At 71.0% G+C, this 23,909-nt stretch carries 23 protein-coding genes; 8 read left to right on the top strand and 15 right to left on the bottom strand.

Translation table 11 applies throughout. The annotated features are described in order from the left end of the window. Positions 1–15: 15 nt before the first annotated feature. Positions 16–456 carry an SRPBCC family protein gene (locus tag ACWIGU_RS04090; protein WP_454397122.1) on the bottom strand — a complete coding sequence of 147 codons (441 nt, stop codon included), beginning with the start codon at positions 454–456 and terminating at the stop codon, positions 16–18. A 138-nt stretch (positions 457–594) separates the two neighbouring features. Here ACWIGU_RS04090 and ACWIGU_RS04085 point away from each other — a divergent pair, with 138 nt between their 5' ends. Further along, a complete protein-coding gene (locus ACWIGU_RS04085) occupies positions 595–1,809 on the top strand; it encodes a cytochrome P450 family protein (protein ID WP_454397120.1) in 1,215 nt (404 codons plus the stop codon). A 28-nt stretch (positions 1,810–1,837) separates the two neighbouring features. On the opposite strand, the gene ACWIGU_RS04080 is transcribed toward ACWIGU_RS04085, so the two are convergent. The 4 genes from ACWIGU_RS04080 to ACWIGU_RS04065 all read right to left on the bottom strand — a co-directional run bounded on the left by ACWIGU_RS04080 (position 1,838) and on the right by ACWIGU_RS04065 (position 6,528). Further along, positions 1,838–2,617 carry a polysaccharide deacetylase family protein gene (locus tag ACWIGU_RS04080; RefSeq protein ID WP_454397286.1) on the bottom strand — a complete coding sequence of 260 codons (780 nt, stop codon included), beginning with the start codon at positions 2,615–2,617 and terminating at the stop codon, positions 1,838–1,840. A gap of 596 nt (positions 2,618–3,213) precedes the next feature. Beyond that, the gene (locus ACWIGU_RS04075) at positions 3,214–4,143 is read right to left on the bottom strand and encodes an oxygenase MpaB family protein (RefSeq protein WP_454397118.1); all 930 of its coding nucleotides are present in this window, start codon (positions 4,141–4,143) and stop codon (positions 3,214–3,216) included. Between the two features lie 138 nt (positions 4,144–4,281). Then, on the bottom strand, positions 4,282–5,646 hold the full coding sequence (locus ACWIGU_RS04070) for an MFS transporter (protein WP_454397116.1): 1,365 nt from the start codon (positions 5,644–5,646) through the stop codon (positions 4,282–4,284). 216 nt (positions 5,647–5,862) lie between these two features. Then, positions 5,863–6,528, bottom strand: coding sequence for a TetR/AcrR family transcriptional regulator (locus ACWIGU_RS04065; protein WP_454397114.1), 666 nt, complete (start codon positions 6,526–6,528; stop codon positions 5,863–5,865). Positions 6,529–6,680: 152 nt separating this feature from the next. Between ACWIGU_RS04065 and ACWIGU_RS04060 the strand changes: the two genes are divergently transcribed. Together ACWIGU_RS04060 and ACWIGU_RS04055 are read left to right on the top strand one after the other, a co-directional pair. Then, a complete protein-coding gene (locus ACWIGU_RS04060) occupies positions 6,681–7,556 on the top strand; it encodes a shikimate dehydrogenase (RefSeq protein WP_454397112.1) in 876 nt (291 codons plus the stop codon). 60 nt (positions 7,557–7,616) lie between these two features. Continuing rightward, on the top strand, positions 7,617–9,431 hold the full coding sequence (locus ACWIGU_RS04055; RefSeq protein WP_454397110.1) for a bifunctional sugar phosphate isomerase/epimerase/4-hydroxyphenylpyruvate dioxygenase family protein: 1,815 nt from the start codon (positions 7,617–7,619) through the stop codon (positions 9,429–9,431). Between the two features lie 41 nt (positions 9,432–9,472). Here ACWIGU_RS04055 and ACWIGU_RS04050 read toward each other — a convergent pair whose 3' ends face one another. The 5 genes from ACWIGU_RS04050 to ACWIGU_RS04030 form a co-directional block, all read right to left on the bottom strand. Continuing rightward, positions 9,473–9,934, bottom strand: coding sequence for a VOC family protein (locus ACWIGU_RS04050; protein ID WP_454397108.1), 462 nt, complete (start codon positions 9,932–9,934; stop codon positions 9,473–9,475). Positions 9,935–10,328: 394 nt separating this feature from the next. Beyond that, on the bottom strand, positions 10,329–11,525 hold the full coding sequence (locus ACWIGU_RS04045) for a bifunctional class I SAM-dependent methyltransferase/NUDIX hydrolase (RefSeq protein ID WP_454397106.1): 1,197 nt from the start codon (positions 11,523–11,525) through the stop codon (positions 10,329–10,331). 87 nt (positions 11,526–11,612) lie between these two features. Then, positions 11,613–12,104: an NUDIX domain-containing protein gene (locus ACWIGU_RS04040; RefSeq protein ID WP_454397104.1), complete on the bottom strand. Its 492-nt coding sequence runs from the start codon at positions 12,102–12,104 to the stop codon at positions 11,613–11,615. Beyond that, entirely contained in the window at positions 12,101–12,868 is a 768-nt protein-coding gene (locus ACWIGU_RS04035; RefSeq protein ID WP_454397102.1) for an aminoglycoside phosphotransferase family protein, read from the bottom strand. The genes ACWIGU_RS04040 and ACWIGU_RS04035 overlap by 4 nt, the downstream gene beginning before the upstream one ends. Before the next feature lie 556 nt (positions 12,869–13,424). Further along, entirely contained in the window at positions 13,425–13,652 is a 228-nt protein-coding gene (locus ACWIGU_RS04030) for a hypothetical protein (protein WP_454397100.1), read from the bottom strand. Between the two features lie 208 nt (positions 13,653–13,860). Between ACWIGU_RS04030 and ACWIGU_RS04025 the strand changes: the two genes are divergently transcribed. Beyond that, complete coding sequence (locus ACWIGU_RS04025; protein WP_454397098.1) at positions 13,861–14,355, top strand: GNAT family N-acetyltransferase; 495 nt, start codon at positions 13,861–13,863, stop codon at positions 14,353–14,355. 127 nt (positions 14,356–14,482) lie between these two features. Here ACWIGU_RS04025 and ACWIGU_RS04020 read toward each other — a convergent pair whose 3' ends face one another. Beyond that, positions 14,483–14,908: a DUF4267 domain-containing protein gene (locus ACWIGU_RS04020; RefSeq protein ID WP_454397096.1), complete on the bottom strand. Its 426-nt coding sequence runs from the start codon at positions 14,906–14,908 to the stop codon at positions 14,483–14,485. A gap of 119 nt (positions 14,909–15,027) precedes the next feature. Continuing rightward, entirely contained in the window at positions 15,028–15,474 is a 447-nt protein-coding gene (locus ACWIGU_RS04015) for an anthrone oxygenase family protein (RefSeq protein ID WP_454397094.1), read from the bottom strand. A gap of 91 nt (positions 15,475–15,565) precedes the next feature. Between ACWIGU_RS04015 and ACWIGU_RS04010 the strand changes: the two genes are divergently transcribed. Next, entirely contained in the window at positions 15,566–16,144 is a 579-nt protein-coding gene (locus ACWIGU_RS04010) for a TetR/AcrR family transcriptional regulator (protein WP_454397092.1), read from the top strand. A 144-nt stretch (positions 16,145–16,288) separates the two neighbouring features. Here the strand turns inward: ACWIGU_RS04010 and ACWIGU_RS04005 are convergent, their stop codons facing one another. After that, positions 16,289–17,452 (bottom strand): magnesium and cobalt transport protein CorA, encoded by a 1,164-nt coding sequence (locus ACWIGU_RS04005; protein ID WP_454397090.1) that lies wholly within the window; start codon positions 17,450–17,452, stop codon positions 16,289–16,291. Between the two features lie 182 nt (positions 17,453–17,634). Here ACWIGU_RS04005 and ACWIGU_RS04000 point away from each other — a divergent pair, with 182 nt between their 5' ends. Next, positions 17,635–18,783, top strand: a complete 1,149-nt coding sequence (locus ACWIGU_RS04000) for a winged helix DNA-binding domain-containing protein (RefSeq protein ID WP_454397088.1) — start codon at positions 17,635–17,637, stop codon at positions 18,781–18,783. Between the two features lie 22 nt (positions 18,784–18,805). Here ACWIGU_RS04000 and ACWIGU_RS03995 read toward each other — a convergent pair whose 3' ends face one another. Further along, positions 18,806–19,450, bottom strand: coding sequence for a LysE family translocator (locus ACWIGU_RS03995; protein ID WP_454397284.1), 645 nt, complete (start codon positions 19,448–19,450; stop codon positions 18,806–18,808). Between the two features lie 75 nt (positions 19,451–19,525). Then, positions 19,526–20,395 (bottom strand): response regulator transcription factor, encoded by an 870-nt coding sequence (locus ACWIGU_RS03990; RefSeq protein ID WP_454397282.1) that lies wholly within the window; start codon positions 20,393–20,395, stop codon positions 19,526–19,528. Positions 20,396–20,534: 139 nt separating this feature from the next. On the opposite strand from ACWIGU_RS03990, the gene ACWIGU_RS03985 reads away from it, so the two are divergent. Further along, complete coding sequence (locus tag ACWIGU_RS03985) at positions 20,535–22,238, top strand: AMP-binding protein (RefSeq protein ID WP_454397086.1); 1,704 nt, start codon at positions 20,535–20,537, stop codon at positions 22,236–22,238. Next, complete coding sequence (locus ACWIGU_RS03980) at positions 22,235–23,881, top strand: AMP-binding protein (RefSeq protein ID WP_454397084.1); 1,647 nt, start codon at positions 22,235–22,237, stop codon at positions 23,879–23,881. The genes ACWIGU_RS03985 and ACWIGU_RS03980 overlap by 4 nt, the downstream gene beginning before the upstream one ends. The last annotated feature ends 28 nt before the right edge of the window (positions 23,882–23,909 follow it).

Raw genomic sequence — 23,909 nt, 5'->3', positions numbered from 1 at the left:
TCCCGTTTCCGGGGCTCAACCTCCGTACTGGAGCAGCTTTTTGACCGCCCGTGTGAACATCAGGCGGCCCGCCCTCGCGAGCAGCGGGTCGCACCAGCGCGGCAGCGGGCGGACGCGGATCTCCTCGCGCCATGCGACGAGGGACCCGGCGCCGTACGGCGCCACCTCGATCTCGGCCCAGCCGGTGACGAACGTGCCGCGCTTCTCCAGGCGGCACCGCCCGGCCGAGTCGCCGTACGGGGGTGCCCAGTCGACGACCTCCATGGGGTCGTCGAAGGTGTGCCGCCCGACGCCGGTCCGCGGCACGAAGACGGTGCCCTCGCCGGTCGGAGGCGGGGTCGCGAGCCTGACACGGGTGAGGGGGACGACGTCCCCGTGCCGCTCCCAGTCCGTCATGCGGCGCCACGCCTCGGCGGCGGAAAGCGGCGATTCACGGGTGATTCGGAAGAAGGCCACGCCCGGATCCTAGAACCGCGGGCGCCCTTCGCGGCGCTGCCCGGCGCGCGCCGGATCCACGTGCTTCCTCACTCCTGAGACCCTACGATCTGTTGTGCCGATTTGATCATGAAACCCCCACGCCGGCTGGAGCGCCCCATGGCACACGACCCCCACGTCATCGACCCCGCGGGACGCGGACTCCACGCGGAGGCCGACCTGCTGCGCACGCGCGGTACGGCCGCACTCGTCGAACTCCCGGGCGGCATACACGCCTGGGCCCCGACCCAGTACACGGTCCTCAAGCAGCTCCTCGCCGACGACCGCGTCTCCAAGGACCCCAACCAGCACTGGCCCGCCTGGATCAACGGTGAGTTCCGCGAGACCTGGGTCAACTCCTGGGTGGGCGTGACCAACATGTTCACCGCCTACGGCAGCAACCACCGCCGCCTGCGCAAGCTGATCTCGCCCGCGTTCACCAAGCGCCGCACCGACGGCCTGCGCCCCCGCATCGAGGAGCTCACCGCCGGCCTCCTCGACCGGATGGCCGAGGCGCCGGACGGCCGCGTCGACCTGCGCGCCGCGTACGCGCACCCGCTGCCCATGCAGGTCATCTGCGAACTGTTCGGGCTGCCCGAGGACCGGCAGGCCGACGCCGCGCGCCTCATCGCGGGCATCATGGACACCACCGTCACCCCCGAACAGGCCATGGCCATCTGGCAGGAGGTGCAGGAGCTCCTCGGCGGCCTGGTCGCCCTCAAGCGCGAGACACCCGCCGACGACCTCACCAGCGTCCTGATCACCACCCGCGACGACGAGGACGGCTCGGGCCTCACCGAGCAGGAGCTCATCGACACGCTGCTGCTCGTCATCGGCGCCGGCCACGAGACGACCGTCAACCTCATCGGCAACGCCGTGCAGGCTCTGCTCAGCCACCCTGACCAGCTGGCCCGCGTCCTCGCGGGCGAGATCCCCTGGAACGACGTGATCGAGGAGACCCTGCGCTGGGCCCCCTCGATCGCCAACCTGCCGCTGCGGTACGCCGTCGAGGACATCGAGCTGCCCGACGGCGTCAAGATCCCGCAGGGCGACGCGATCCTCGCGACGTACGCCTCGGCCGGGCGCGATCCGCTGCGCCACGGCGAGGACGCGGGATCCTTCGACGTCACGCGTGTCGACAAGGAGCACCTCGCCTTCGGGTACGGCGTCCACTACTGCGTCGGCGCGCCGCTCGCCCGCCTCGAAGCGGCGATCGCGCTGCCCGCGCTGTTCGCGCGCTTCCCCGGCCTCGCACTCGACGCGAGCGAGGGCGCGGCCCCTCACGTGGAGTCGTTCATCGGCTTCGGCTACGGCGAGTTGAAGGTCACGCTGTAGGGAACCCAGGTGATGCGGGGGAGGCGGGTCAGGGCCGGTAGATTCTGCCCGGCTCGGCCTTCCCCGGCGCGAAGAGCTGCGGCACGGTCACGAACACGTAGCCCTTCGCCTTGAGTTCGTCGATCAGGCCGGGGACCGCGGGCACGGTGCCCTTGTAGATGTCGTGCAGCAGGATGATCCCGTCACGCTTCGTCTGGTCGACGACGCGTTTCCTGATCACGGCCGAGTCGTACGTCGTGTAGTCCTTGGCCGTCACGCTCCACAGGATCTGGGCGAGCCCTTCCTCCTTGGCGAGCTCGCTGACGTGGTTGTTCGTGCGGCCCTGCGGCGGCCGCATCAACGTCGGCCGCTTCCCCGTCAGCTGCTCTATCGCGTCGTCCGGCCGCTCGAACTCCTCCCGTATCTGCGCGTCGCCGATGTCGGTGAGGATCTTGTGGTCCCAGGTGTGGCTCGCGACCTCGTGACCCTCGCGCTCCATGCGTCTGACCAGCTCCGGGTACTTCGCGATGTGGTTCCTGCCGAGCAGGAAGAACGTCGCGGGGACGTGCTTCTCCTTCAGGATGTCGAGCAGCCGCGCGCTGTGCTCGCTCGGGCCCGCGTCGAATGTGAGCGCCACGCACTTCGCCCTGCGGCAGTCGACGGTCCCCAGTGAGGCCGGCGCGTTCTTGGCGTCCGTGTGGCTCCTGTCGGCCCTGGCCCCGCTCGGGGCGGTCGTGTCGTACGAGGTGCAGCCGCTCAGGCCGAAGGCCAGGGCACCGGCGGTGAAGAGCGCGGCGGCGGCGTGGAACGCGGCCCTGAGTTTCCTCATCTTCTGATTCGCGGTAGGCATGCGAGGACTATACATAGCGTGTATACGCGAGGTGTATAGACGTGGTGTATAGATCTCTGGCCTGGGGAGATGCCGATGGCGGCGTGCTGATGCGCCTCGTGGCCTCGAAGGCAGGGCCCGACCGTGGCGTGCGCGCACGATTGACAGCGCGTGCGCCGGTGCGGATGGTGTCCCTCTGGCGCGACGCCTGACGGTCGGGGGACCGAGATGGGTGTGGGGGGACGGGCACGCGGGGGCGGGATCAGAGGAGCGGGAGCCGCAGGACGCGGTGCCGGCGGACTCGATTCCCCGGGATGCGGTGACGCGGTAGCCGACGGCGGGTCCGGGTGACTCGACTGCTGCTGACGCAGATGCGGACAGGGGCGTCGGCGCGGGCCCCGGTTCCCCGCCCGGCTTCGGGCCTCCCGGGTCCGGCGCGCCCGTCACGCCAGGGTAGGCGTCCGGACCGGCAAGGCCTCATCGCCGCAGGCCGTGCCCGCGCAGCCCCACCACCAGCCGGTACCGCGCCGGCGGGCGGACGGCGGCACGTCGGGGCAGGGCGAGATCAGGTCGGGATACTCGTACACGCGATGCAGTTACGTGGTGCGCGGCGGCGGCCTGTGATCCGCTGAACCCTCGCCGGGCGGCGCCGCGTGCGGGACGGGGCAGCCGCGCAGGCCCGGCGTCGGGAACGTGCCGAGCTCACCGACCCGGTAGCCGTTCGGATAGCCCCTGATCTCCCAGTTCTGGCGGGCATGGTGCGGCGTGCGGCGGGGCGGCAGCAGACGCACCGCACGGCCGCGCAGGCGGACGGCGCCCCGGACGAGCGTGCGCGTGAGAGGGCTCGGCGGCTCGTAGTCGAAGGCACGCAGGAGCGGCTCGTCGAGCAGCGCGACCGTCGCCTTCTTCAGCACCGGTTCCAGGACGCCGGGATACCACGAAGCCATGAGCGTGAGTGTCGCGTCCGAAACCCGTCGCCCGGCCTCGTCCCGGCCGAAGTGCTCGGCCTCGTACGTGTCGAGGCAGGTCTCGAACTGTTCGTAGGACTCCGGGATGCCCTGGATTCCCATGTGCCGGCCCAGCGCGCGGTAGTAGTGCGCCGAGGCGATCACCTCGTGGCGCGAGAGGCGGCGCCAGGCGTAGGCGTCGATCCACCGTCGGGGCACGACGACGAACGTGCACAGGACGTACCGCATGTCGTCGTTGCTGATGTCGTAGCTGCGGTGCATCTGGTTGATGCGGCGGATCGCCGTGCGCCCCTGGACGCTGTCGAAGCCGTGCTCGACGACGGCGTCCAGCAGGAGCGAGGTGTCGTCGTACCGCTTCTGTGAACGCTCCGTCAGTTCCGCTGTCCTGGCGAGTAGTTGTCCGATACTGGGCACGGCGTAGGTGCGGTAGAGCGCCAGCTCCAGTGCCCGTGTGAGGTCCCACGGGAATTCGTAGGTGGCGGTCAGCCGGTAGATCGTCAGCCAGTCCCGGTCCGGGTCGAGCCGCCGGATCTGCCGGAGCCGTTCATAGCGCTGCATGCCATCCCCCATCTGTGGCCGGGAGGTCAACCCTACGGCGCGGCCCCGTCACCGGCTCCGATTCGGCGCGATACGAATTCCGGTGGTGAAGTGCGGGGCCGCGCGGGCCAGTTCGGCCGTCGTGGGGCGATGGCGAGGTCAGACCTCGGCGGGTACGCGGCCGGCGGCCCCGGCCTCCTCGCGCAGGCCGAGCCGGTCCGCGGGCACCCGGTGCGTCTCGCGCGCGGTGAGGGCCGCGACGACCGGCGGTACGCAGAGCGCCGCGGTGAACAGGGCGACCGTGGACCAGTCGTCACCGTCCGGACCCGCGAGCTGCGCCGCGAACGTCACCGCGAACCCGGCCACCGCGAAGCCGATCTGCGTGCCGATCGCCACACCGGAGAGCCGCACGCGGGTCGAGAACATCTCGCCGTAGAAGGACGGCCAGACACCGTTGGCCGCGCTGTACACGACGCCGAAGGTGAGGATGCCGAGGACGAGGACCAGCGGGTACGAACCCGTGGAGATCGCCCACAGATAGCAGGCCATGAGCACGGCGCTGCCGACGGCGCCCACGAGGTAGACCGGCTTGCGGCCGATACGGTCCGAGAGCTTCGCCCAGAGCGGGATCGCGCCGAGGGCCGCCACGTTGGCGAGGGCGCCCACCCACAGCATCCCGGACCGGTCCATGCCCACCGAGTCGCTCGTCGCGTACGACAGGGCCCACACCGTGAAGATCGTGCTCACGGAGGCGATCAGGGACCCGGCGACGACGCGCAGGACGTCGGCCCAGTGGTCGCGCAGCAGGACGGCCAGCGGCAGTTTCACGACGCCCTCCGTCGCCGCCTGCTTGGCGAAGGCCGGGGTCTCCTCCAGGGAGCGCCGGATCGCGTACCCGACGACGGCGACGGCGACGCTCAGCCAGAACGGGACGCGCCAGCCCCATGAGAGCAGCTGGTCCTCGGGCAGGGCCGCGACGGGGATGAAGACGAGGGTGGCGATGAGCTGGCCCGCCTGTGTGCCGCTGAGGGTGAAGCTCGTGAAGAAGCCGCGGCGGCCCGGCGGCGCGTGCTCCAGCGTCATCGAGCTCGCGCTGGCCTGCTCGCCCGCGGCGGAGATGCCCTGGAGCACGCGGCACAGCACGAGCAGCACGGGGGCGAGCGAGCCGGCCTGGGCGCGGCTCGGCAGACAGCCGATGAGGAAGGTGGACAGGCCCATCAGGATCAGCGTGAAGACCATGATCTTCTTGCGGCCGAGCCGGTCGCCGATGTGGCCGAGGAAGAGCGCGCCGATGGGGCGGGCGGCGTAGGCGACGCCGAAGGTGGCGAGGGAGAGCAGCGTCGCGTTCGCCGGGTCGGACTCGTCGAAGAAGACCTTGGGGAAGATCAGGGCCGCGGCGCTGCCGTAGATGAAGAAGTCGTAGTACTCCAGGGCGCTGCCGGTCCAGGCCGCGAGCGCTGCCTTGCGCGGCTGGCCCTCGGGGGCGCGAGGCGGCGCGGCGGCGCCGGGGGAGGGGACGGTCACGGCGTACTCCTAGGGGGACGCTTCGGCGATGAAGCGAGCGGAGGGGTGCGGGGTGGTGTCGCGGTGTCTTTCTCTGGCCCTGGGGTGGGGGCACGAGCCGGTTAATTAACCCACTGGATAGTTAGTAGCGGATGGCTACGGATGTTGCGCTGGCGTTACCCGCGTGTCAAGAGGTGGGCCGCGAGAACTTCCGCGCGAGGCGACCTGCCGGCGCCCCTAGTCCTCGGTGCGGTCCGCCGTCAGATAGGCGATGACCATGTCGCCGAGCATGGCCCGGTAGTGCTCGCGCCGGTCCCCCGCCACCAGGTCGCGGCCGAAGAGCGCGCCGAACGTGTGCCGGTTCGAGACCCGGAAGAAGCAGAACGAGCTGATCATCGCGTGCAGGTCGACGGCGTCGATCCCGGCCGTGAACAGGCCCGACGCGCGTCCGGCGTCGAGGATGCGGCGGATCACCTCGATCGCGGGCGAGTTGAGCGCGCCGAGCTGTTCGGAGGCGGCGATGTGCTCCGCCTCGTGGATGTTCTCGATCGCGACCAGGCGGATGAAGTCGGGGTGCGCCTCATGGTGGTCGAAGGTGAGCTCCGCGAGCCGGCGGATGGCCGCGACCGGGTCCAGATGGTCGACGTCGACCTCCTGCTCGGCCTGCCGGATCGCCGCGTACGCGTGCTCCAGAACCGCCGTGAACAGCTGTTCCTTGCCGCCGAAGTAGTAGTAGATCATCCGCTTCGTGGTGCGGGTGCGGGCCGCGATCTCGTCGACGCGGGCGCCCGTGTATCCGGCGCGGGCGAACTCCTGGGTGGCGACGTCGAGGATCTCGGCCCGGGTGCGGGCGGCGTCGCGGATCCGTCCGGCGGGTCGCGTCGGCTCTTCGACTGTGGCCATGCGTTCCTCCGGGTCGGTTCTGTGCTGGTGATTGTAGAAGCAGGGCCGGGGCCGGTGACCGGCTGCCCTTTCCAGGATGACGCCTTCCTGGTATTACTAACGAACCAGTTCGTACATTAATGTTGAACCTCTGTGAGCTTCGAGGAGCTGCGGTGCCCCAGGACTCCTGTCTCGTCGGTCTGATCGGTTCGGGCATCGGCCCCTCGCTGAGCCCCGCGCTCCACGAGCGGGAGGCCGACCGCCAGGGCCTGCGCCATCTCTACCGGCTGATCGACATCGACGCCCTGGGCGTCACCCCCGACCAGGTCGGCGACCTGGTGCGGGCGGCCCGGGCCGTGGGCTACGACGGACTGAACATCACCCACCCCTGCAAGCAGCTCGTCATCGAGCACCTCGATGAGCTCGCCCCGCAGGCGGAGGCGCTCGGCGCCGTCAACACCGTCGTGTTCGAGGGCGGGCGCGCCGTCGGCCACAACACCGACGTCACCGGATTCGCGGCCTCCTTCGCCCGCGGCCTGCCCGACGCCCCGCTCGACCGGGTCGTGCAGCTCGGCGCGGGCGGCGCGGGCGCGGCCGTCGCGCACGCCGTGCTCACCCTGGGCGGCGGCCACCTCACCGTCGTGGACGCACTGCCCGAGCGCGCCGCGGACCTGGCCGCGTCGCTGAACCGGCACTTCGGCGAGGGCCGCGCGTCCGCCGGGACCCCGGACCGCGTCGAAGAGCCTCTCGCCCGCGCCGACGGCCTCGTCCACGCCACACCCACCGGCATGGCCGCCCACCCGGGACTCCCGCTCCCCGCCCGCCTGCTGCGCCCGTCCCTCTGGGTCGCGGAAGTCGTCTACCGTCCGCTGGAGACGGAACTCCTGCGTACCGCAAGGGAGTTGGGCTGCGCCACGCTCGACGGCGGAGGCATGGCGGTGTTCCAGGCCGCGGACGCGTTCCGGCTCTTCACGCGCCGCGAGCCGGACGTCACGCGGATGCTCGCGGACATCGCCGAACTCGCGGGTGCGGCCGCGGTCCGAGGCTGACCCCCGCCCCGACACCGACCCCCACACCGGCCCCCTCGTCCTCTCTCAAGGAGCACCGTCGTGCGTACCTCGATCGCCACCGTCTCGCTCAGCGGATCCCTGACCGAGAAGCTGACCGCCGCCGCCTCGGCCGGGTTCGACGGGGTGGAGATCTTCGAGAACGATCTCCTCGCGAGTCCGCTCACCCCCGAGGAGATCCGGGCCCGCACCGCCGACCTCGGTCTGACCATCGACCTCTACCAGCCGATGCGGGACATCGAGGCGGTGCCGCCGCAGGAGTTCGAGCGGAACCTGCGCCGCGCCGGGCACAAGTTCCGGCTGATGAACCGGCTCGGCACGGACACCGTCCTGGTGTGCTCCAGCGTCTCGCCCCTCGCCGTCGACGACGACGCGCTCGCCGCCGAACACCTGCACCGGCTCGCGGAGTCGGCCCAGGAACACGGCGTACGCGTCGCCTACGAAGCACTCGCCTGGGGCCGCCACGTCAGCACGTACGACCACGCCTGGCGCATCGTCGAGGCGGCGGGGCACCCGGCACTCGGCACCTGTCTGGACAGTTTCCACATCCTCGCCCGCGGCAGTGACCCCAAGGGCATCGAGGACATCCCCGGCGAGAAGATCTTCTTCCTTCAGCTCGCCGACGCCCCGCTGATGGCGATGGACGTGCTCCAGTGGAGCCGCCACTACCGCTGTTTCCCCGGGCAGGGCGGCCTGGACGTGACCGGACTCGTCCGGCACGTGATCAACGCCGGGTACACGGGCCCGCTCTCGCTCGAAGTGTTCAACGACGTCTTCCGGCAGGCCGACGCGGGCCCCACCGCCGTCGACGCCCGGCGCTCCCTGATGCTCCTCCAGGAGGCCGCCGGCCTCACGGCGCCGCCCGCACCGGTCCAGCCCACCGGCTTCGCCTTCGCGGAACTCACCACCCCGGACGCCGGTGCCGTGTCCGCGCTCCTCGGCGCGCTCGGCCTGGCCCGGGCCGCCAGGCACCGCAGCAAGCCCGTCGAACTGTGGCAGCGCGGCGAGGCCCGCATCCTCGTCACCACGGATCCCGTCCGCCACCGCGACGGACTCGCCCTCGCCGCGCTCGGCCTGGAATCCCCCGACCCGGTGGGCGCGGCGGCCCGCGCCGAGTCGCTCCTCGCTCCCGTACTGCCGCGTTACCGGGCACCGCAGGACGCCCCGCTGGACGCGGTGGCCGCGCCCGACGGCGTGGAGATCTTCTTCTGCGCGACGGACCGGGAGGGCCTGCCGAACTGGCGGGAGGACTTCACGCCGCTGCCCGGCGCCCGTGACGGCGATACTGACCGGGACCCCCGGGGTGCCGTCCTGCGCATCGACCACCTCGCCCTCACCCAGCCCTGGCACCAGTTCGACGAGGCCGCGCTCTTCCACCGCACGGTCCTCGGGCTCCGACCGCAGGAGAGCGTCGACGTCGCCGACCCCTACGGGCTGCTGCGCAGCCGCGCCGTCACGAACGACGACGGCAGGGTGCGGATCGCCCTCGGCATCGGCCCCGGACCCGCCGACGACGCCGGCCGCGTCCAGCACATCGCTCTGGCGACGGACGACGTGGTCGCCGCCGCGCGCGCCTTCCAGGACGCGGGCGGGCGCCCCCTGCCCGTACCGCCCAACTACTACGACGACTTGGCGGCGCGCTTCGAGTTCGAGCCGGACGAGGCGGAGACGTACCAGGAGCTCGGCATCCTCTACGACCGCGACGAGCACGGCACCTTCCGGCACTTCTATACGGAGACGGTCGGCCGGGTCTTCTTCGAACTGGTCCAGCGCGACGGCGGATACCGCGGTTACGGAGCCCAGAACGCCCCCGTCCGCCTCGCCGCCCAGCACGCCCTGCGCCCCGGACGCAGGTAGGCCCCGCAACTGCGGGCCGCGCCACGTCAGTCGAGACCACGTCAGTCGAGGCAGAACTCGTTCCCCTCCGGGTCGCTCATCACGATGTAGCCCGTGCTCAGCGGGGGAGCGGGCTCGTCGCGGCGAACCCGCGCGGCGCCGAGCGCGACGAGCCGGGCGCACTCGGCCTCGAGCGCGGCCATGCGCTCCTCCCCCTCAAGACCGGGTGCAGCACGGACGTCGAGGTGGACGCGGTTCTTGGCGGCCTTGTCCTCCGGCACCTGCTGGAAGAACAGCCGAGGGCCCCGCCCTTCCGGGTCCTCGATGGCCGACCTCGTGTTGCGCTCCTCCTCCGGTACGCCGATCCGCGCGAGGAAGTCGTCCCACGCGGCCAGCGGGTCGGCGCCCTCGGGCACGTCGACGCCGGGCGGGCCGGGGTGGACGTAGCCCAGCGCGTCACGCCAGAACGACGACAGCGCCCGCGGGTCGTGGGCATCGAAGGTGACCTGGATGTGGCGGCTCACGGGGTGCTCCGTCCGTAGCGTGGTGCGTGTGTGCGGGCAAGAGGTCCGCAGGACAGTGCGTCCGCGTCCCTGAAGCCACCCTGACAGTTCTTGCGGACAGATTCGGTCCGTGATCCCGGTGCGCCGGAGCCCGAAAGCTGCTTGGTCGTTCAACCAGTGCCCACGGCATCGGGGTGACGATTTCCGTGTGGTGCACCAGTCGTTTCCGGCCCTGCTCCCGGCTTCACCGGCTGTGAGGCAGCAGCTGAGGGGCGTGGGAGACATGGATGTCAACGACCCGGGGCCGGCGGATGGCCGAGGCCCTGTTCGCCGGATCACCGCCCGGGGCCTGATCGCCCCGTACCGCAGCGAACGCGAGGTGAGAGCACCGGCGTTCCGCTCGGGGGTCCAGTGATCAGGGGCGTGCGCGGGGCGAAGGCGGCGTGCGGCGGGCATAGGGGGTGAAGTGCGCGGGGGTGTGGTCGATGGGGAGGTCGGGGCGCCAGGCGGTGAGGATCTGGGCGCTGCACACGAAGAGTCCGTCGGGCAGCTGGTCCAAGGGGTACCAGCCCCAGTCGCCGACGCTCTCGTCCGGCTGCGTGGCCGGTTGGCCCTGCCAGGCGCCGACGACGGCGCCGACCGTGACGCGCACGACGCCTCCGGCGTGGTCGACCTGCGTGCCCAGGAGCGTGACATCGTCCGGCCGGGCGGACAGGCCAGTCTCCTCGGCGAGTTCGCGGATCACCGTTTCCTCGAAGGATTCCCCGGCTTCGACCGTGCCGCCGGGCAGTTCGAGGGTGCCGCGGCGGTGGCGGCCCAGGAGAAGGCCCCGGTCGCTGAAGACGATCGCGCCGACGCCGACGGCCGCGTGAGGAGCGGGCGGCCTTGTACTGCGGGGTCGGCTGATGACACGTACGGGGCGGTTCGGGAGCCGCCGGGCGCGGATGAGCTGCTGTACGACGGGGACGCTCTTGTCAGGGTGCCGCAGGAGGTCGATGGCCTCGACGCGGAAGCCGTACTCGGTGAGCAGGTCCTCCCACAACTGCGGTGCCAGGACCCACATCTGGGTGGCCAGCGGCGGGTCGTGCTTCATCAGGATCATCTGTTCACGGGGCGCGACCGTCGTGGACGGGCCTCGGTCGTGCAGGTCGGTGTGGATGAGGGAGAGGACCAGCGGTGCCCCGGGGCGCAGGCCGTCGCGCAGGGCGGGCAGGGTGCGGTGCGGATCGGCGAAGGCCAGGGTACCGATGGCGTAGGCGGCGTCGAAGGGCTCGACGGTCCTGAGGTGGTCGACCATGTCGCCCTGCACGAACTGGACGTCGGCCACGTCGGCGTGGGCGCCCACCGCGCGCTGGTGCTGGGTCGGCGACAGCTCGATGGCCGTCATGTGCGCGCCGTGGGCTTGCGCCAGGTGTACGGCGTGGTGGCCCGCCCCGGAGCCGATGTCGAGGACGCGCCGTCCGGTGATGTCGCCGAGCACCTCGGCACCGGGGCCGACCCGGTCCCAGGGCGCCCAGTTCAGCTGCCGCGGGACGGGCGGCGTGAACTCACGTGCCAGCTGACGCCGACCGTAGACGGTCCAGGCTTCGGCGTTGACGTCTTCAGCGATCACGTGAACTCCCTGAATGGGTAGGCAAGTTGTAGGGCATGATGCAGGCGGTGAGCTGCCGGATGCCGGGGACGTGTCCGAAGGACTTCTTCACAGGGCGCCTCCCGGACCGGGCCAGTCCAATGCCCTGTACGAGGGTCCTTCCGTCAGCAGTTGGAAGATGGCCGTGGTGTGGGGGTGGCAGGTCGGTGGGGGTTTCTCCATCGATACCCAGAAGAGCGCTTCGTGCTTGTCCGGTTCGGCGTTGCGCGGTTCGCCGGTCCAGGACTGTGCCACGAACACGGCGGTGACGCGGTCGATTCCTCCGGGGGTGTGCTGGTGGACGAGGCCGCAGAACTCCTGTTGCCGGGCGCTGACGCGTACCCCGGCTTCTTCCTCCGCCTCCCGCCGTGCCGCACGGTCCAGCGGTTCGTCGGCCTTGATGTGGCCGCCCACGACGGTGAGTTGTCCCGGGGCGTGCTTCGCGTCGCGTTTCCTGCGCACGCAGAGAGCGGTTCCGTTCGCGCGGAGCAGGACCTGGGCCACGTCGGCCACCAGCAGGTGCGGATCGTCCGCGATCGGCGGGTGAGGGTCGTCGTTCATCGTCGGCTCTCCATGGCCAGGCGCTCGACGGTGCGTCGGCCGCGGGCGGTCGCATCTGTGTCGCCGCACCGGGAGCCGTAGGCGAGGGCGCGGGCCGCGTCGGCTGCGACGAACGCCGCCAGGGCCTGCTGTTCGACGGCGAAGAGAGTGCGCCCGTATCCGGCGAACAGGGCGGTGGCCAGGTCGGGCTGGTCCAGCCATACGGCGGTGGCGAGATGGACGAAGTCGGCGGCGAGTGGTCCGGGGGTGCTGCGCTCGTAGTCGGTCAGTGCGCAGCGTCGGCCGTTCCAGAGCAGGTTGCGTTCCCAGAAGTCTCCGTGGAGAAACCCGGCCGGGAGGGGGCTTAGGGCGGGCAGGGTGCTGACGATGCGGCGGATCATGTCGGCTTCGGAGACGGACAGGAGGTCACCGGCGGCGGTGATGTGTTTCTCGAGCCCGGTGACCGTGGCATCGACGGCATGCGCGGCCTCGGCCTGAGCCTGGTGGTTCGGCAGTGCGTCGTGGAAGAGGCGCAGGAGCCGGCCTGCCTGCGCGTGTGCGGCGCGACGCCGGGCGGGTGGCGTCACGCTCTTGAGGGGCTCACCCTCCACGGGGGTGAGGATCAGTGCGAGCAGTTCGGCCGAACTCTCCTTCAGGACTGGGGCGTTGGCGTACCCGAGTCGTGGGACGGCCGCGCGGTAGGCCCGGGTCTCGCAGGTGTAGAAGACCGGCTCGGGCGCCACCTTCACGAAGTGGCACCCGGTACGGCTGATCACCTCCCACATGTGTGACTCCGTCCGCGCGTGCGAGGTGCCGCGTACGGCCTGGACCGGTCCCAGCACCGATTCCACCCACCGGGCCAGTGATGAGGGAAGGCTCGCGGGTTCCGTCACGCCAGGTACCTCGTATCCGGTCGGGACCCGTCGGTGAGGAATGTGGTGCAGCCGCCGGCGGGGCGAGCGGAGGTGTCCGGGCGAGGAGCGGCATTTTCGAACGCAGGATGAACGAGCGCAGGGCGGTGCCAGGGATGCATGGGTGCTCCTCGGGGAGTGGTGCGGACAGGTGATCGGGTAACGGGGTCTTTGCTGTCGCCGTCACGGGTGTGCGGGGACGAAATCTAGAACGAGATTTCGAATAACTGGATAGCCCCTGGTGTGGCTGAGAGTCCCGGGCCGTGATGCTGCGTTCGATCACTCCTGTGGGTCTGGCTCCTTCCTATGGGGGATTGCGAAGCGCCGTCGGTGCGACGGCCGGCCGGGGTCGGCGGGCGAGGCGTACGGGCTGGACATGACCGTGCGGTCTCTACCGGGCGGCCGCTCGCACCTCGAACACGCCGGACACTCAGGTGCCGTCCCGTTCCTTGGGTGCGGAGGGTGTCCGCGGCGCCTGCGGATGTACGGTCCCACCGGTGCCGTCGCGTTCCTCCGTGAGCGCTCCGCCGACCACCAGCCCGACCGCGATGGCGGTCACGATCGTGACCAGCTTCGGCAGGTCCGCGAAGCCCTCGATGACGACATCGAAGAGGGCGCGGGTGGAGGTGGCGGTGATGTGCCGCTCGTCGATCGGCATCTCGGGTGTCCGGCGTACCCTCCCCCGAAAGGGCCCTCGAGCCGGTGGGCCGTGCCGGCCCTCTCACCGGGCGGGGGCGTCGCCGAACCGGCCGTCGGCGGCCTGCCTGCCTGAACCGTCAACACCGTTACGTGCCCTGGTCTTGGGGCCGTCTGCCACGGGCAAAAACTCAGGTGGCCTCAGCGCACGATCTGGGTAGGGTCGGGCGATGCCCGAGCTGAAGCGGCTGCATGCCGGCCACGCCCCGGCGGTCCTGGCCTTCGAGCTGGCGAACCGCGCCTACTTCGCTGCCTCGGTCTCCGACCGCGGCGACGAATTCTTCGACCGGTTCACCGACGGGTACAACGCCGCGCTGGCCGAGCAGGAGGCCGGCATCTGCGCCTTCTACGTGCTCGTCGCCGAGGACGGCTCGGTACTCGGCAGGTTCAACCTGTACGACTTGGAGGACGGCACTGCCAGACTCGGCTACCGGGTCGCGGAGCAGGTCGCCGGCCGCGGCGTGGCGACCGGCACCGTCCGGGAGCTGTGCCGGATGGCGACAGCGATGCACGGCCTGCGCACACTGCGGGCGGCCACCTCCCACGACAACGCCGCGTCCCGGAAAGTCTTGACCAAGGCCGGGTTCGTCCCGGTCGGCCCGGCCACCCCGGCCGATCTCGGCGGCAAGTCAGGCACCTGGTACCAGCGCGACCTCCAGCCATAGACCTTGATCTTGCTCGTGGGTCTGGTGCGGGATCTGGCGCTGGGGCTGCTGTCGGACCTGCCGCGCAATGACGAGAGACGGCCCGGCCGACCGCGCACTACGAAGATCGCGATCTACCGCTGGAGCATCAGGCGGGCTGCGGGGCGCGCGTTGCCGGAGCGGCCGCGACCTTGCGGGTCTCGCGCATGAGCAGCAGGCCGTTGACCACCATCAGTGTCGCGGTCAGGGCGTGGACGCCGAGCGCGGTGGCCACGGAGCCGTGGTGGGCCAGCACGGTGGCCATGTCGCCGTACGCGGCGAGGGCCTCCACCACCAGCACCCAGCCCAGCGCCCGGCGGTGGCCCGTCACCAGCAGGATGCCCAGGCCCAGGGCCATGACGACGTCGCGGATTCCCTTGATGACCAGGAAGCCGCCGCCGTCGCCGGACGGCCAGCTCGGCAGGCCGAAGCCCGGTGCCGTCGTCTCCGGGCTCAGGATGAACTCCGTCCCGAACCAGAGGATGAAGAGGATGAAGGCGGCGGCCAGGACGGTGTTGATCTTCTTCAGCGACATCGTTCTTCTCCTTGCGAGTCTTCGTCGGCTTGGTGAGCTGCGTGGAGCTTGCTGAGTCGTGTGGGGCCCGATCGGGCCGAGCGGTTGCGGCTGACGGCCGGGCGGGTGGGCCCGCGGGGTCAGGTGAGGGCGGTGACCAGCAGGGCGAAGGCGGCGATGATGACGGCGACGCGGACGTAGTGCCAGCGGTCCCAGCGGTTCATCTGCTCCTTCCAGTCGGCGGGCCGGTTCTCGGGGGTCCACGTCTTGCCCCGGTTGTTGATCGGGACGAGCAGCAGGAGCGACATGATCACGCTGAGGATCAGCAGCGCGCCGGCGGTGACGACGAGGCCGGTGCCGTGGTGGTGCCGGCCGGCGACGGCCCAGACCGCGACGAGGACGAGCGAGCCGATGTACCAGAACGGCATCACGGCGCCGAGCATCCGGCCGCCGTGGGCGCGGCCGAGCTGGCCGCTGTCCTCGGGGAGTGCGTTGAAGATCGGGTTCATGACGAAGGCGACGGAGAACTCCACCCCCACCATCACGCCGACGGCCACGGTGGTGACGACCTCGAGTGCGCTGAGCATGATGACCCCTCCTGGAATCTAGCGTCGCTAGGTGATGAGGCAACGCTAGTACTGCTGCCGCTTGCTTGTCTAGCGGTGCTAGGATCGAATCATGTCGGTACAGGAACGCAAGGCCCGCGAACGGGCGGTCCGCGAGCGCCTCATCGTGGCGACGGCCCGCGAACTCGCCCAGCAGCAGGGCTGGGACGCGGTCACCACCCGCCGGCTCGCCGAGCGCATCGAGTACAGCCAGCCCGTCCTCTACAGCCACTTCCGCGGCAAACGCGAGATCATCGGCGCCGTCGCCCTGGAGGGCGCCGCCGAGCTGGCCGTCGCGCTGCGCGCCGCGGCCTCCGCCGCGAACAGCCCGCGCGAGCGGGTCGTCGCCCTCGCCCGCGGCTACCTCGACTTCGCCGAGCGCAACTCCGCTGTCTACGACGCCCTGTTCCAGCTCGACGGCGGCCTGCCGTACGCGCAGGAGGACACCCCGGAGCCGCTGAAGGACGCCTTCGCCGCGCTGGTGGAGGTTCTCGGCGAGGTCACCGGGGACGGCGTCGACGCGGGGCTGTTCACCGAGGTGTTCTGGGCGTCCCTGCACGGCCTGGCGACCCTGACCCGGGCGGGACGGCTGCCGCCGGAGGACGCCGAGCGGAGGGTGGAGCTGCTGGTGGACCGGCTCGCCAAGCTCTGACGGTCGTTGTCCGTGGCCCGTTTCGCCGATTCGGGGCCTTCGAGCGCGGCCCGTTCTTCGCCTGCGCGGACAGTCGGTCCGGCGGGATCTACTCGGCTTTCACCTTCCCCAGGCGGAAGGCCGTGATCTCGTCGGCCCAGTTGCTCAGAGCCAGTCGCGCCGCTTGAAGATGAAGTACAAACTGGTGCATACGGTGGCCATCAGGGCGATCGAGAGCGGGTAACCGAGCACCCAGTGCAACTCCGGCATGTGATCGAAGTTCATCCCGTAGACCGTCCCGACGAGCGTCGGGGCGAACAGGATCGCCGCCCACGACGAGATCTTCTTGATCTCCTCGTTCTGTTCGAAGCCCGCCTCCGCCAGTGCCCGCATCTCCGAGTTCTGCTGCTGGGTGACCTGTGTCGCGTTCACCGTCAGGATGTCCGCGAGGGCCTGGCGGAAGCCGTCGACGCGTTCGCTGGTGTGCGTGACGTGGTCGGCCACGTCGCGCAGGTAGCGCTGGAGTTCCTCGTCCGTGCCGTACTTGGCGAAGCCCGCCATCAGGGCGTGCAGCATGCCGACCAGAGGGCGGGTCGCGCGCTGGAACTCGACCATCTCGCGCGAGAGTTCGTAGATGCGCCGGGACACCTCGGGCGCTCCGGAGAAGACCTCCGTCTCGATCTCGTCGATGTCTGTCTGGACGCCGGCGACGACCGGGGCGTAGCCGTCCACCACCGCGTCGAGAATCGCGTAGAGCACCGCCTCGGGGCCGAGTTTCAGCAGCTCGGGGGAGTCCTCCATGCGGCGGCGCACACCGGAGAGGTCGGGCGCCGCGCCGTGCCGGACCGTGATGACGAAGTCCGCTCCGACGAATACGTGCAGCTCCCCGAACTCGACCTCCTCGGGTGCGTCCAGGTAGCGGGCGGCGCGCAGGACGACGAACAGCGTGTCCCCGTACCGCTCGAGCTTTGGCCGCTGATGCGCCTCCAGGGCGTCCTCGACCGCGAGCGGGTGCAGGTCGAATTCGCCTGCCAGGGAGAGGAGTTCGGACTCGGTCGGGCGGGCCAGGCCGATCCACGCCATGCCGTCCTGCTGTTCGCGCAGCTCGCGGAACGTCTCGGCCAGCGTCGTGGGCGACGACACCCGTACTCCGTCCTGGTACAGCGCCGCCTGCACCACGCTGGCCGTCTCGGACGCGGGGTCCGTGGGTGTGGCGGACGGGAGCGGCGCGGCAGGGGGCTCGGGCGGGTTCACCGGTGACTGTCCTGCGGCGCGGCGCCACATGTACTTCTTCGGTGCCGCTCCGGGGCGGGTCCGCCGCTCTGCCATGTCTCCGCCTTGCGTGTCGAAACGGCTGTCACTTCGGCCACTGTGCAGGATATATGGCCCAAATAAGGCCGGTGGGGGAGTGATCGTCACAGGGCGGTGGTCAGGTCGGTGGGACGTGGGTGGTTGGCCGGGCGGTGGCTTGAGGCCAGTAGCTGTCCGCAAGTCCCGATAGCGTGCCGAGTATGACCACCAAGCGGAGCACAGTCACGGCAAGTGTGAGCAACACGGGCACGCCCACCCTGTCGGCCCGGGCCCTGGGGCGGGCGACCCTTGATCGTCAGTTCCTGCTGCGGCGCTCGCCGGTCACCGTGAAGGCCGCCGTGGAACATCTGCTCGGGCTCCAGGCGCAGAACGTGAAGCCGCCCTACGGCGCGCTCGCCGCCCGGCTCGACGGCTTCGACCCCGGCGAGCTCTCCCGGCTCCTGGAGGACCGCGAGGTCGTCCGTATCGTCACCATGCGCTCGACCATCCACCTCCACAGCGCCGACGACTGCATGAGTCTGCGCCCCCTGGTCCAGCCCGCGCGTGAGCGGGAGTTGAAGATGTTCGCGAAGGGCCTGTCCGGCGTCGACCTCGACCGGCTCACCGCGCTCACCAAGGCGTACGTCGAGCAGGAGCCGCGTACCCCCAAGCAGATCAGGGAGCTGCTCCTCGCCGAGTGGCCCGACGCCGACCCCCTCGCCCTCACGATCGCCGCGCGCTGCCGGCTGCCGCTCGTGCAGACCACGCCGCGCGGCCTGTGGAAGCGCAGCGGCCAGGTCGCCCTGACCACCGCCGAGCACTGGCTCAACCGGGCTGCCGACCCGGCGCCCGCCCCGGACGGCACCGTCCTGCGCTATCTGGCCGCGTTCGGGCCCGCCTCGGTCAAGGACATGCAGCAGTGGGCGGGCCTGACCCGTATGAAGGAGGTCTTCGAGCGGCTGCGGCCGCAACTGGTCACCTTCCGCGACCCGCACGGCGTCGAGCTCTTCGACCTTCCCGACGCCCCCCGCCCCGACGAGGACACCCCCGCCCCGCCGCGCCTCCTCCCCGAGTTCGACAACCTGCTGCTCTCGCACGCCGACCGCACCCGCCTCGTGCCGCTCGCGTACAAGGACCGCACCTGGAAGGCGAACATGGCCTATCCGGCCTTCCTCGTCGACGGCGTGCTCGCCGGGCTGTGGAAGCTCGACGAGGCCAAGGACGCCTCCGCCACGCTCACCCTCCAGCCCTTCGGGAAGCTCACCGCGGGGCAGCACGACGCCCTCACCGACGAGGCGGAGACCACCGCGCGCACGCTGGGCGTCAAGGGCCCGTGCGACATCCGCTTCGGGACCGTACGGCCGGAGTAGTGGCGGTCGGAGGGCGCCGGGATCAGTCCGCGCGGCCCGTCGCCGCGACCGTCACTCCCAGGCCGATCATCGCGAAGCCTCCCGTGCCGCCGATCAGTGACAGGCGGCGGTCGGAGCGGGCGAACCACGTACGCGCGGCGGACGCCGTCAGGCCCCACAGCGTGTCCGTGACCAGGCCGATCGAGATCGGAATCAGCCCCAACAGGAGCATCTGCGCGGGCACTTGACCGGCCGAGTGGTCCACGAACTGGGGCAGAACCGCCGCGAAGAAGACGATGCCCTTGGGGTTGGTCACCCCGACGAGCGCGCCGTCCGCGACCGTCCGCAGATCCCCGCGCGGCGGGCCCTGCGGCCCCCGGATGTCCTCGGCCCGCATCTCCCTGCGATGCCGGAACGCCTGCACGCCGAGGAAGACCAGATACGCGGCTCCCGCCAGCTTCACCGCCATGAACACCGCTGCCGAGCGCTCCACCAGGGAACCGATCCCGAGCGCCACGCCCACCACGAGCACGTACGAGCCGATGACATTGCCGAGCGCCGTCGCGACCGCCGTCCGCCGGCCGTGCGCGAGCGCGCGCCCGATCACGAACAGCACGCTCGGGCCGGGGATCACGATCACAAGGAGCGACATCGCCGCGAACGCCAGATACCGGTCGGTGGACACCATGTTCCCCAGCATGTCCCTCAACCCCCTTCGTCGTCCACGGGCCACTTGAGGAATTGCTCCTGCCCGAGGCAGCGGTTATGGCAGCAGCCCGGCCCTCCGTGCAGCCACCACCGCCTCCAGGCGCGTGTGCGCGCCCAACTTCCGCATGGCCGCCCGCAGATAGCCCTTCACGGTCTCGGGCCGCAGGCCGAGGCGTTCGGCCGTGGCCGCGTTCGTCGCGCCGGTGGCCACGCACGCGAGGACGTCCACCTCGCGCGGCGCGAGCCCCACGTCCCGAACGCGCGGCGGAGCCGTCGCCGAGGCGAGCCGCCCGCACACCGCGAGGAGTTCCCCGCGCAGCACCGGATCCACGACGCGAGGCGCGAGCGCCCGCAGCGCGCCGTGCGCCTCCCGCACCTCCTCCCACGCCGCCGAGCCGTTCGCCGCAGCCGCCGAGCCGGCCACCCCAACCCCACCGGCCCCCGAGCCGGACGCCCCCGCTCCGCCCACCGCCGCCAGCAGCGCCCGCGCCTCGTCCCGTATCACCAAGGCCTGTTCCACGTCGCGCGCCGCCGCGACCGCCTCGCCCAGCGTGCGGTCGCCCAGTGGCTGGGCGGTGCGCAGCGCCCCGTAGAGCACGCCCCGCACCCGGCGGCGTACGACGACGGGGACCGCGAGGACCGAGAGCAGGCCCTCGGCCGCGACCGCCGCGTCGTACTCGTGGCTGATGTGCCGCGAGACCGGGTAGTCCGTGACGGCGCACGGCCGGGACAGGGCGAGCGCCTTGCCGCCCAGGCCGTTGCCCGTCGCGATGGCGAGGCCGCGGAGCGCGCCCGTCACCGCGCCGCTCAGCTCACCGATGCGCACCGCACCGGCGCCGCCCGTCACGGTGCCGCCCGCCATGAGTCCGCCGAACGCGACGGGCAGTCCCGTGCCCCGCCGCAGCCGCACCAGAGCGGCACGCATCTCCACCGCGTCGGCCCCGTCTGCGCTCACTCGCCGTGTCCCTCCAGAGAACGGTTCGCACACCACCCCCGTCCGGGGGTGGTGAGATCTGCGTCACGGATTACACGATGGCATGCACGGTCCGCAATGAGGAGGACACATGACGACGGTGACCAGCGGCACGGATCCGGGCCCGACCGAGCAGTTCCGCACGGCGAGGGACTTCCTGCTGCGGAACGCGGACGACTACGCCGCCGCGTACGAGGGCTTCGCCTGGCCGCGCCCCGAGCGGTTCAACTGGGCCCTCGACTGGTTCGACGCCATCGCCGACGGCAACGGGAAGACGGCCCTGCACATCGTCGAGGAGGACGGCCGCGAGGGCCGGTTCACCTTCGACGAACTGCGCCGCCGCTCGAACCGCGTCGCCAACTGGCTGCGCGGCCAGGGCGTCCGCGCGGGCGACCGGGTCCTCCTGATGCTCGGCAACCAGGTGGAGCTGTGGGAGATCATGCTCGCCGCGATGAAGCTGCGGGCCGTCGTCATCCCCGCGACGCCGCTGCTCGGTCCCGCCGACCTGCGCGACCGCGTGGACCGCGGCCGGGCCCGGCACGTCATCGTGCGCCCCGAGGACGTCGAGAAGTTCACCGAGGTCCCCGGCGACTTCACCCGAACCGTGGTCGGTGCGAGCGGCGCTCCGGAAAGCGGCTGGCTCTCGTACGAGGAAGCCGACGACGCCTCCGAGACCTTCGAGCCCGACGGCGTCACGTCGGCCGAGGACCCGCTCCTCCTGTACTTCACCTCCGGCACGACCGCCCGGCCCAAGCTCGTCGAGCACACCCATGTGTCGTATCCCGTGGGGCACTTGGCGACCATGTTCTGGATCGGGCTGCGTCCCGGAGACGTCCATCTGAACATCTCGTCGCCCGGCTGGGCCAAGCACGCCTGGTCGAACTTCTTCGCGCCGTGGAACGCGGAGGCGACCGTCTTCCTCTACAACTACACGCGCTTCGACGCGGGCCGGCTCATGGAGGTCATGGAGCGCGCGGGCGTCACGTCCTTCTGCGCCCCGCCCACCGTGTGGCGCATGCTCATCCAGGCCGACCTGACGCAGCTCGCGACGCCGCCGCGTGCGGTCGTCGCCGCGGGCGAGCCGCTGAACCCCGAGGTCATCGAGCAGGTGCGGCGCGCCTGGGGCGTCACCATCCGGGACGGGTTCGGCCAGACGGAGACCGCCGTGCAGGTTTCCAACAGCCCCGGTCAGGAGCTGAAGACCGGCTCCATGGGCCGCCCCAGCCCCGGCTACAAGGTCGAGCTGCTCGACCCCGTCACCGGCCGACCGGGAGCGCAGGAGGGCGAGATCAGCCTCGACCTCTCCGCACGCCCCGTCGGCCTCATGGCCGGCTACCACGGCGACCCCGAGCGCACGGCCGAGGCGATGGCGGGCGGCTACTACCGCACCGGCGACATCGGCTCGCGCGACGCCGACGGCTACCTCACGTACGTCGGCCGCTCGGACGACGTCTTCAAGGCCTCCGACTACAAGATCAGCCCGTTCGAGCTGGAGAGCGCGCTCCTGGAGCACGAGGCGGTCGCCGAGGCGGCCGTCGTGCCCGCCCCCGACGAGCTGCGGCTCGCCGTCCCGAAGGCGTACGTCGTCCTCGCCGAGGGGTACGAACCCGGGCCCGGCACCGCGAAGCTGCTGTTCGAGCACTCACGGGACGTGCTCGCGCCGTACAAGCGCGTCCGGCGCCTGGAGTTCGCCGAGCTGCCCAAGACGGTCTCCGGCAAGATCCGCCGGATCGAACTGCGCGAGCGCACGGCGCGGGGTTCCACGGCCGAGTACCGCGAGGAGGACTTCCGGTGACGAACGAACCCCGCACGACGACCCGGCCCACGCCCCTCTCCTACGCGCACGGGACGGACCCCGCGCCGCTCCTCGGCGACACCATCGGCCGCAACCTCGACCGGGCCGTCGCCGCGTATCCCGACCGTGACGCACTGGTCGACGTGCCGTCCGGGCGCCGCTGGACCTACGCCCAGTTCGGCGCGGACGTGGACCAGTTGGCGCGCGGGCTGCTCGCCAGAGGTGTGCTCAAGGGTGACCGGGTCGGGATCTGGGCGGTCAACTGCCCCGAGTGGGTCCTCGTGCAGTACGCGACCGCGCGCATCGGCGCGGTGATGGTGAACATCAACCCCGCATACCGCGCCCACGAGTTGGAGTTCGTGCTCAAGCAGGCGGGCGTCTCGATCCTCGTCGCCTCGACCGAACACAAGGGCAGCGACTACCGGGCGCTCGTCCGGCAGGTGCGGGAGCGGTGCCCCGAGCTGCGCGAGACGGTCTTCATCGGTGACCCCGGATGGGACGCCCTGGCGGCGGGCGCCGCGGCGGTGACGGTCAAGCAACTCGATGCCAGGCAGGCCGAGTTGAGCTGTGACGACCCGGTCAACATCCAGTACACCTCGGGCACGACCGGTTTCCCGAAGGGCGCCACGCTCTCCCACCACAACATCCTCAACAACGGCTTCTGGGTGGGCGAGACGGTCGGCTACACCGAGCAGGACCGGGTCTGCCTGCCCGTGCCCTTCTACCATTGCTTCGGGATGGTCATGGGCAATCTGGGCGCAACGTCCCACGGTGCCTGCATCGTCATCCCCGCCCCGTCCTTCGACCCCGTCGCCACGCTCCACGCGGTCGAGCGCGAGCGGTGCACGTCGCTGTACGGCGTCCCGACGATGTTCATCGCCGAGCTGAACCTCGCCGACTTCGCGACGTACGACCTGTCGTCGCTGCGGACCGGCATCATGGCGGGCTCGCCGTGTCCCGTAGAGGTCATGAAGCGGGTCGTCGCCGAGATGCACATGGCGGAGGTCTCCATCTGCTACGGCATGACCGAGACCTCGCCCGTCTCCACGCAGACCCGCCGCGACGACGACCTGGAGCGCCGCACCGGCACGGTCGGCCGCGTCCTGCCGCACATCGAGGTCAAGGTCGTCGACCCGGTCAGCGGCGTGACGCTGCCGCGCGGCGAACCGGGGGAGCTGTGCACGCGCGGCTACAGCGTGATGCTCGGGTACTGGGACGAGCCGGAGAAGACGGCCGAGGTCATCGACCCGGGACGGTGGATGCACACCGGCGACCTCGCGGTCCTGCGCGAGGACGGCTACGTCCAGATCGTCGGCCGCATCAAGGACATGATCATCAGGGGCGGCGAGAACGTCTACCCGCGCGAGATCGAGGAGTTCCTCTACGCCCACCCGAAGATCGCGGACGTCCAGGTCGTGGGCGTGCCCGACGAGCGGTACGGGGAGGAGGTCCTGGCCTGCGTGATCCTCCGCGACCCGCAGGACACGCTCACCCTGGAGGAACTGCGCGCGTACTGCCGCGACCGGCTGGCCCACTACAAGACGCCGGCCCGGCTGCGCATCCTCGACGCGTTCCCGATGACGGTGAGCGGCAAGGTCCGCAAGATCGAGCTGCGGGAGGGGTACGGGGCAGACGCCGGCTGAGGCGTACGGCTTTTTCCGCGGGGCCTCG

This window comes from Streptomyces sp. NPDC055400, from assembly GCF_053644375.1.
Note: the sequence above shows the minus strand (reverse complement) of the source record. Positions and strands in the feature narration are given on the sequence as shown.

Coding starts and splice junctions, on each gene's coding strand:
- ACWIGU_RS04020 (WP_454397096.1), bottom strand. CDS start 14,908: ATGTCGCTGAAGAAGATCAACACCGTCCTGGCCGCCGCCTTCATCCTC.
- ACWIGU_RS04085 (WP_454397120.1), top strand. CDS start 595: ATGGCACACGACCCCCACGTCATCGACCCCGCGGGACGCGGACTCCAC.
- ACWIGU_RS04035 (WP_454397102.1), bottom strand. CDS start 12,868: ATGTGGGAGGTGATCAGCCGTACCGGGTGCCACTTCGTGAAGGTGGCG.
- ACWIGU_RS04000 (WP_454397088.1), top strand. CDS start 17,635: ATGACCACCAAGCGGAGCACAGTCACGGCAAGTGTGAGCAACACGGGC.
- ACWIGU_RS04015 (WP_454397094.1), bottom strand. CDS start 15,474: ATGCTCAGCGCACTCGAGGTCGTCACCACCGTGGCCGTCGGCGTGATG.
- ACWIGU_RS04075 (WP_454397118.1), bottom strand. CDS start 4,143: ATGCAGCGCTATGAACGGCTCCGGCAGATCCGGCGGCTCGACCCGGAC.
- ACWIGU_RS04005 (WP_454397090.1), bottom strand. CDS start 17,452: ATGGCAGAGCGGCGGACCCGCCCCGGAGCGGCACCGAAGAAGTACATG.
- ACWIGU_RS04065 (WP_454397114.1), bottom strand. CDS start 6,528: ATGGCCACAGTCGAAGAGCCGACGCGACCCGCCGGACGGATCCGCGAC.
- ACWIGU_RS04040 (WP_454397104.1), bottom strand. CDS start 12,104: ATGAACGACGACCCTCACCCGCCGATCGCGGACGATCCGCACCTGCTG.
- ACWIGU_RS03995 (WP_454397284.1), bottom strand. CDS start 19,450: ATGGTGTCCACCGACCGGTATCTGGCGTTCGCGGCGATGTCGCTCCTT.
- ACWIGU_RS04010 (WP_454397092.1), top strand. CDS start 15,566: ATGTCGGTACAGGAACGCAAGGCCCGCGAACGGGCGGTCCGCGAGCGC.
- ACWIGU_RS03990 (WP_454397282.1), bottom strand. CDS start 20,395: ATGCGTGCCGCTCTGGTGCGGCTGCGGCGGGGCACGGGACTGCCCGTC.
- ACWIGU_RS03985 (WP_454397086.1), top strand. CDS start 20,535: ATGACGACGGTGACCAGCGGCACGGATCCGGGCCCGACCGAGCAGTTC.
- ACWIGU_RS04030 (WP_454397100.1), bottom strand. CDS start 13,652: ATGCCGATCGACGAGCGGCACATCACCGCCACCTCCACCCGCGCCCTC.
- ACWIGU_RS04080 (WP_454397286.1), bottom strand. CDS start 2,617: ATGAGGAAACTCAGGGCCGCGTTCCACGCCGCCGCCGCGCTCTTCACC.
- ACWIGU_RS04025 (WP_454397098.1), top strand. CDS start 13,861: ATGCCCGAGCTGAAGCGGCTGCATGCCGGCCACGCCCCGGCGGTCCTG.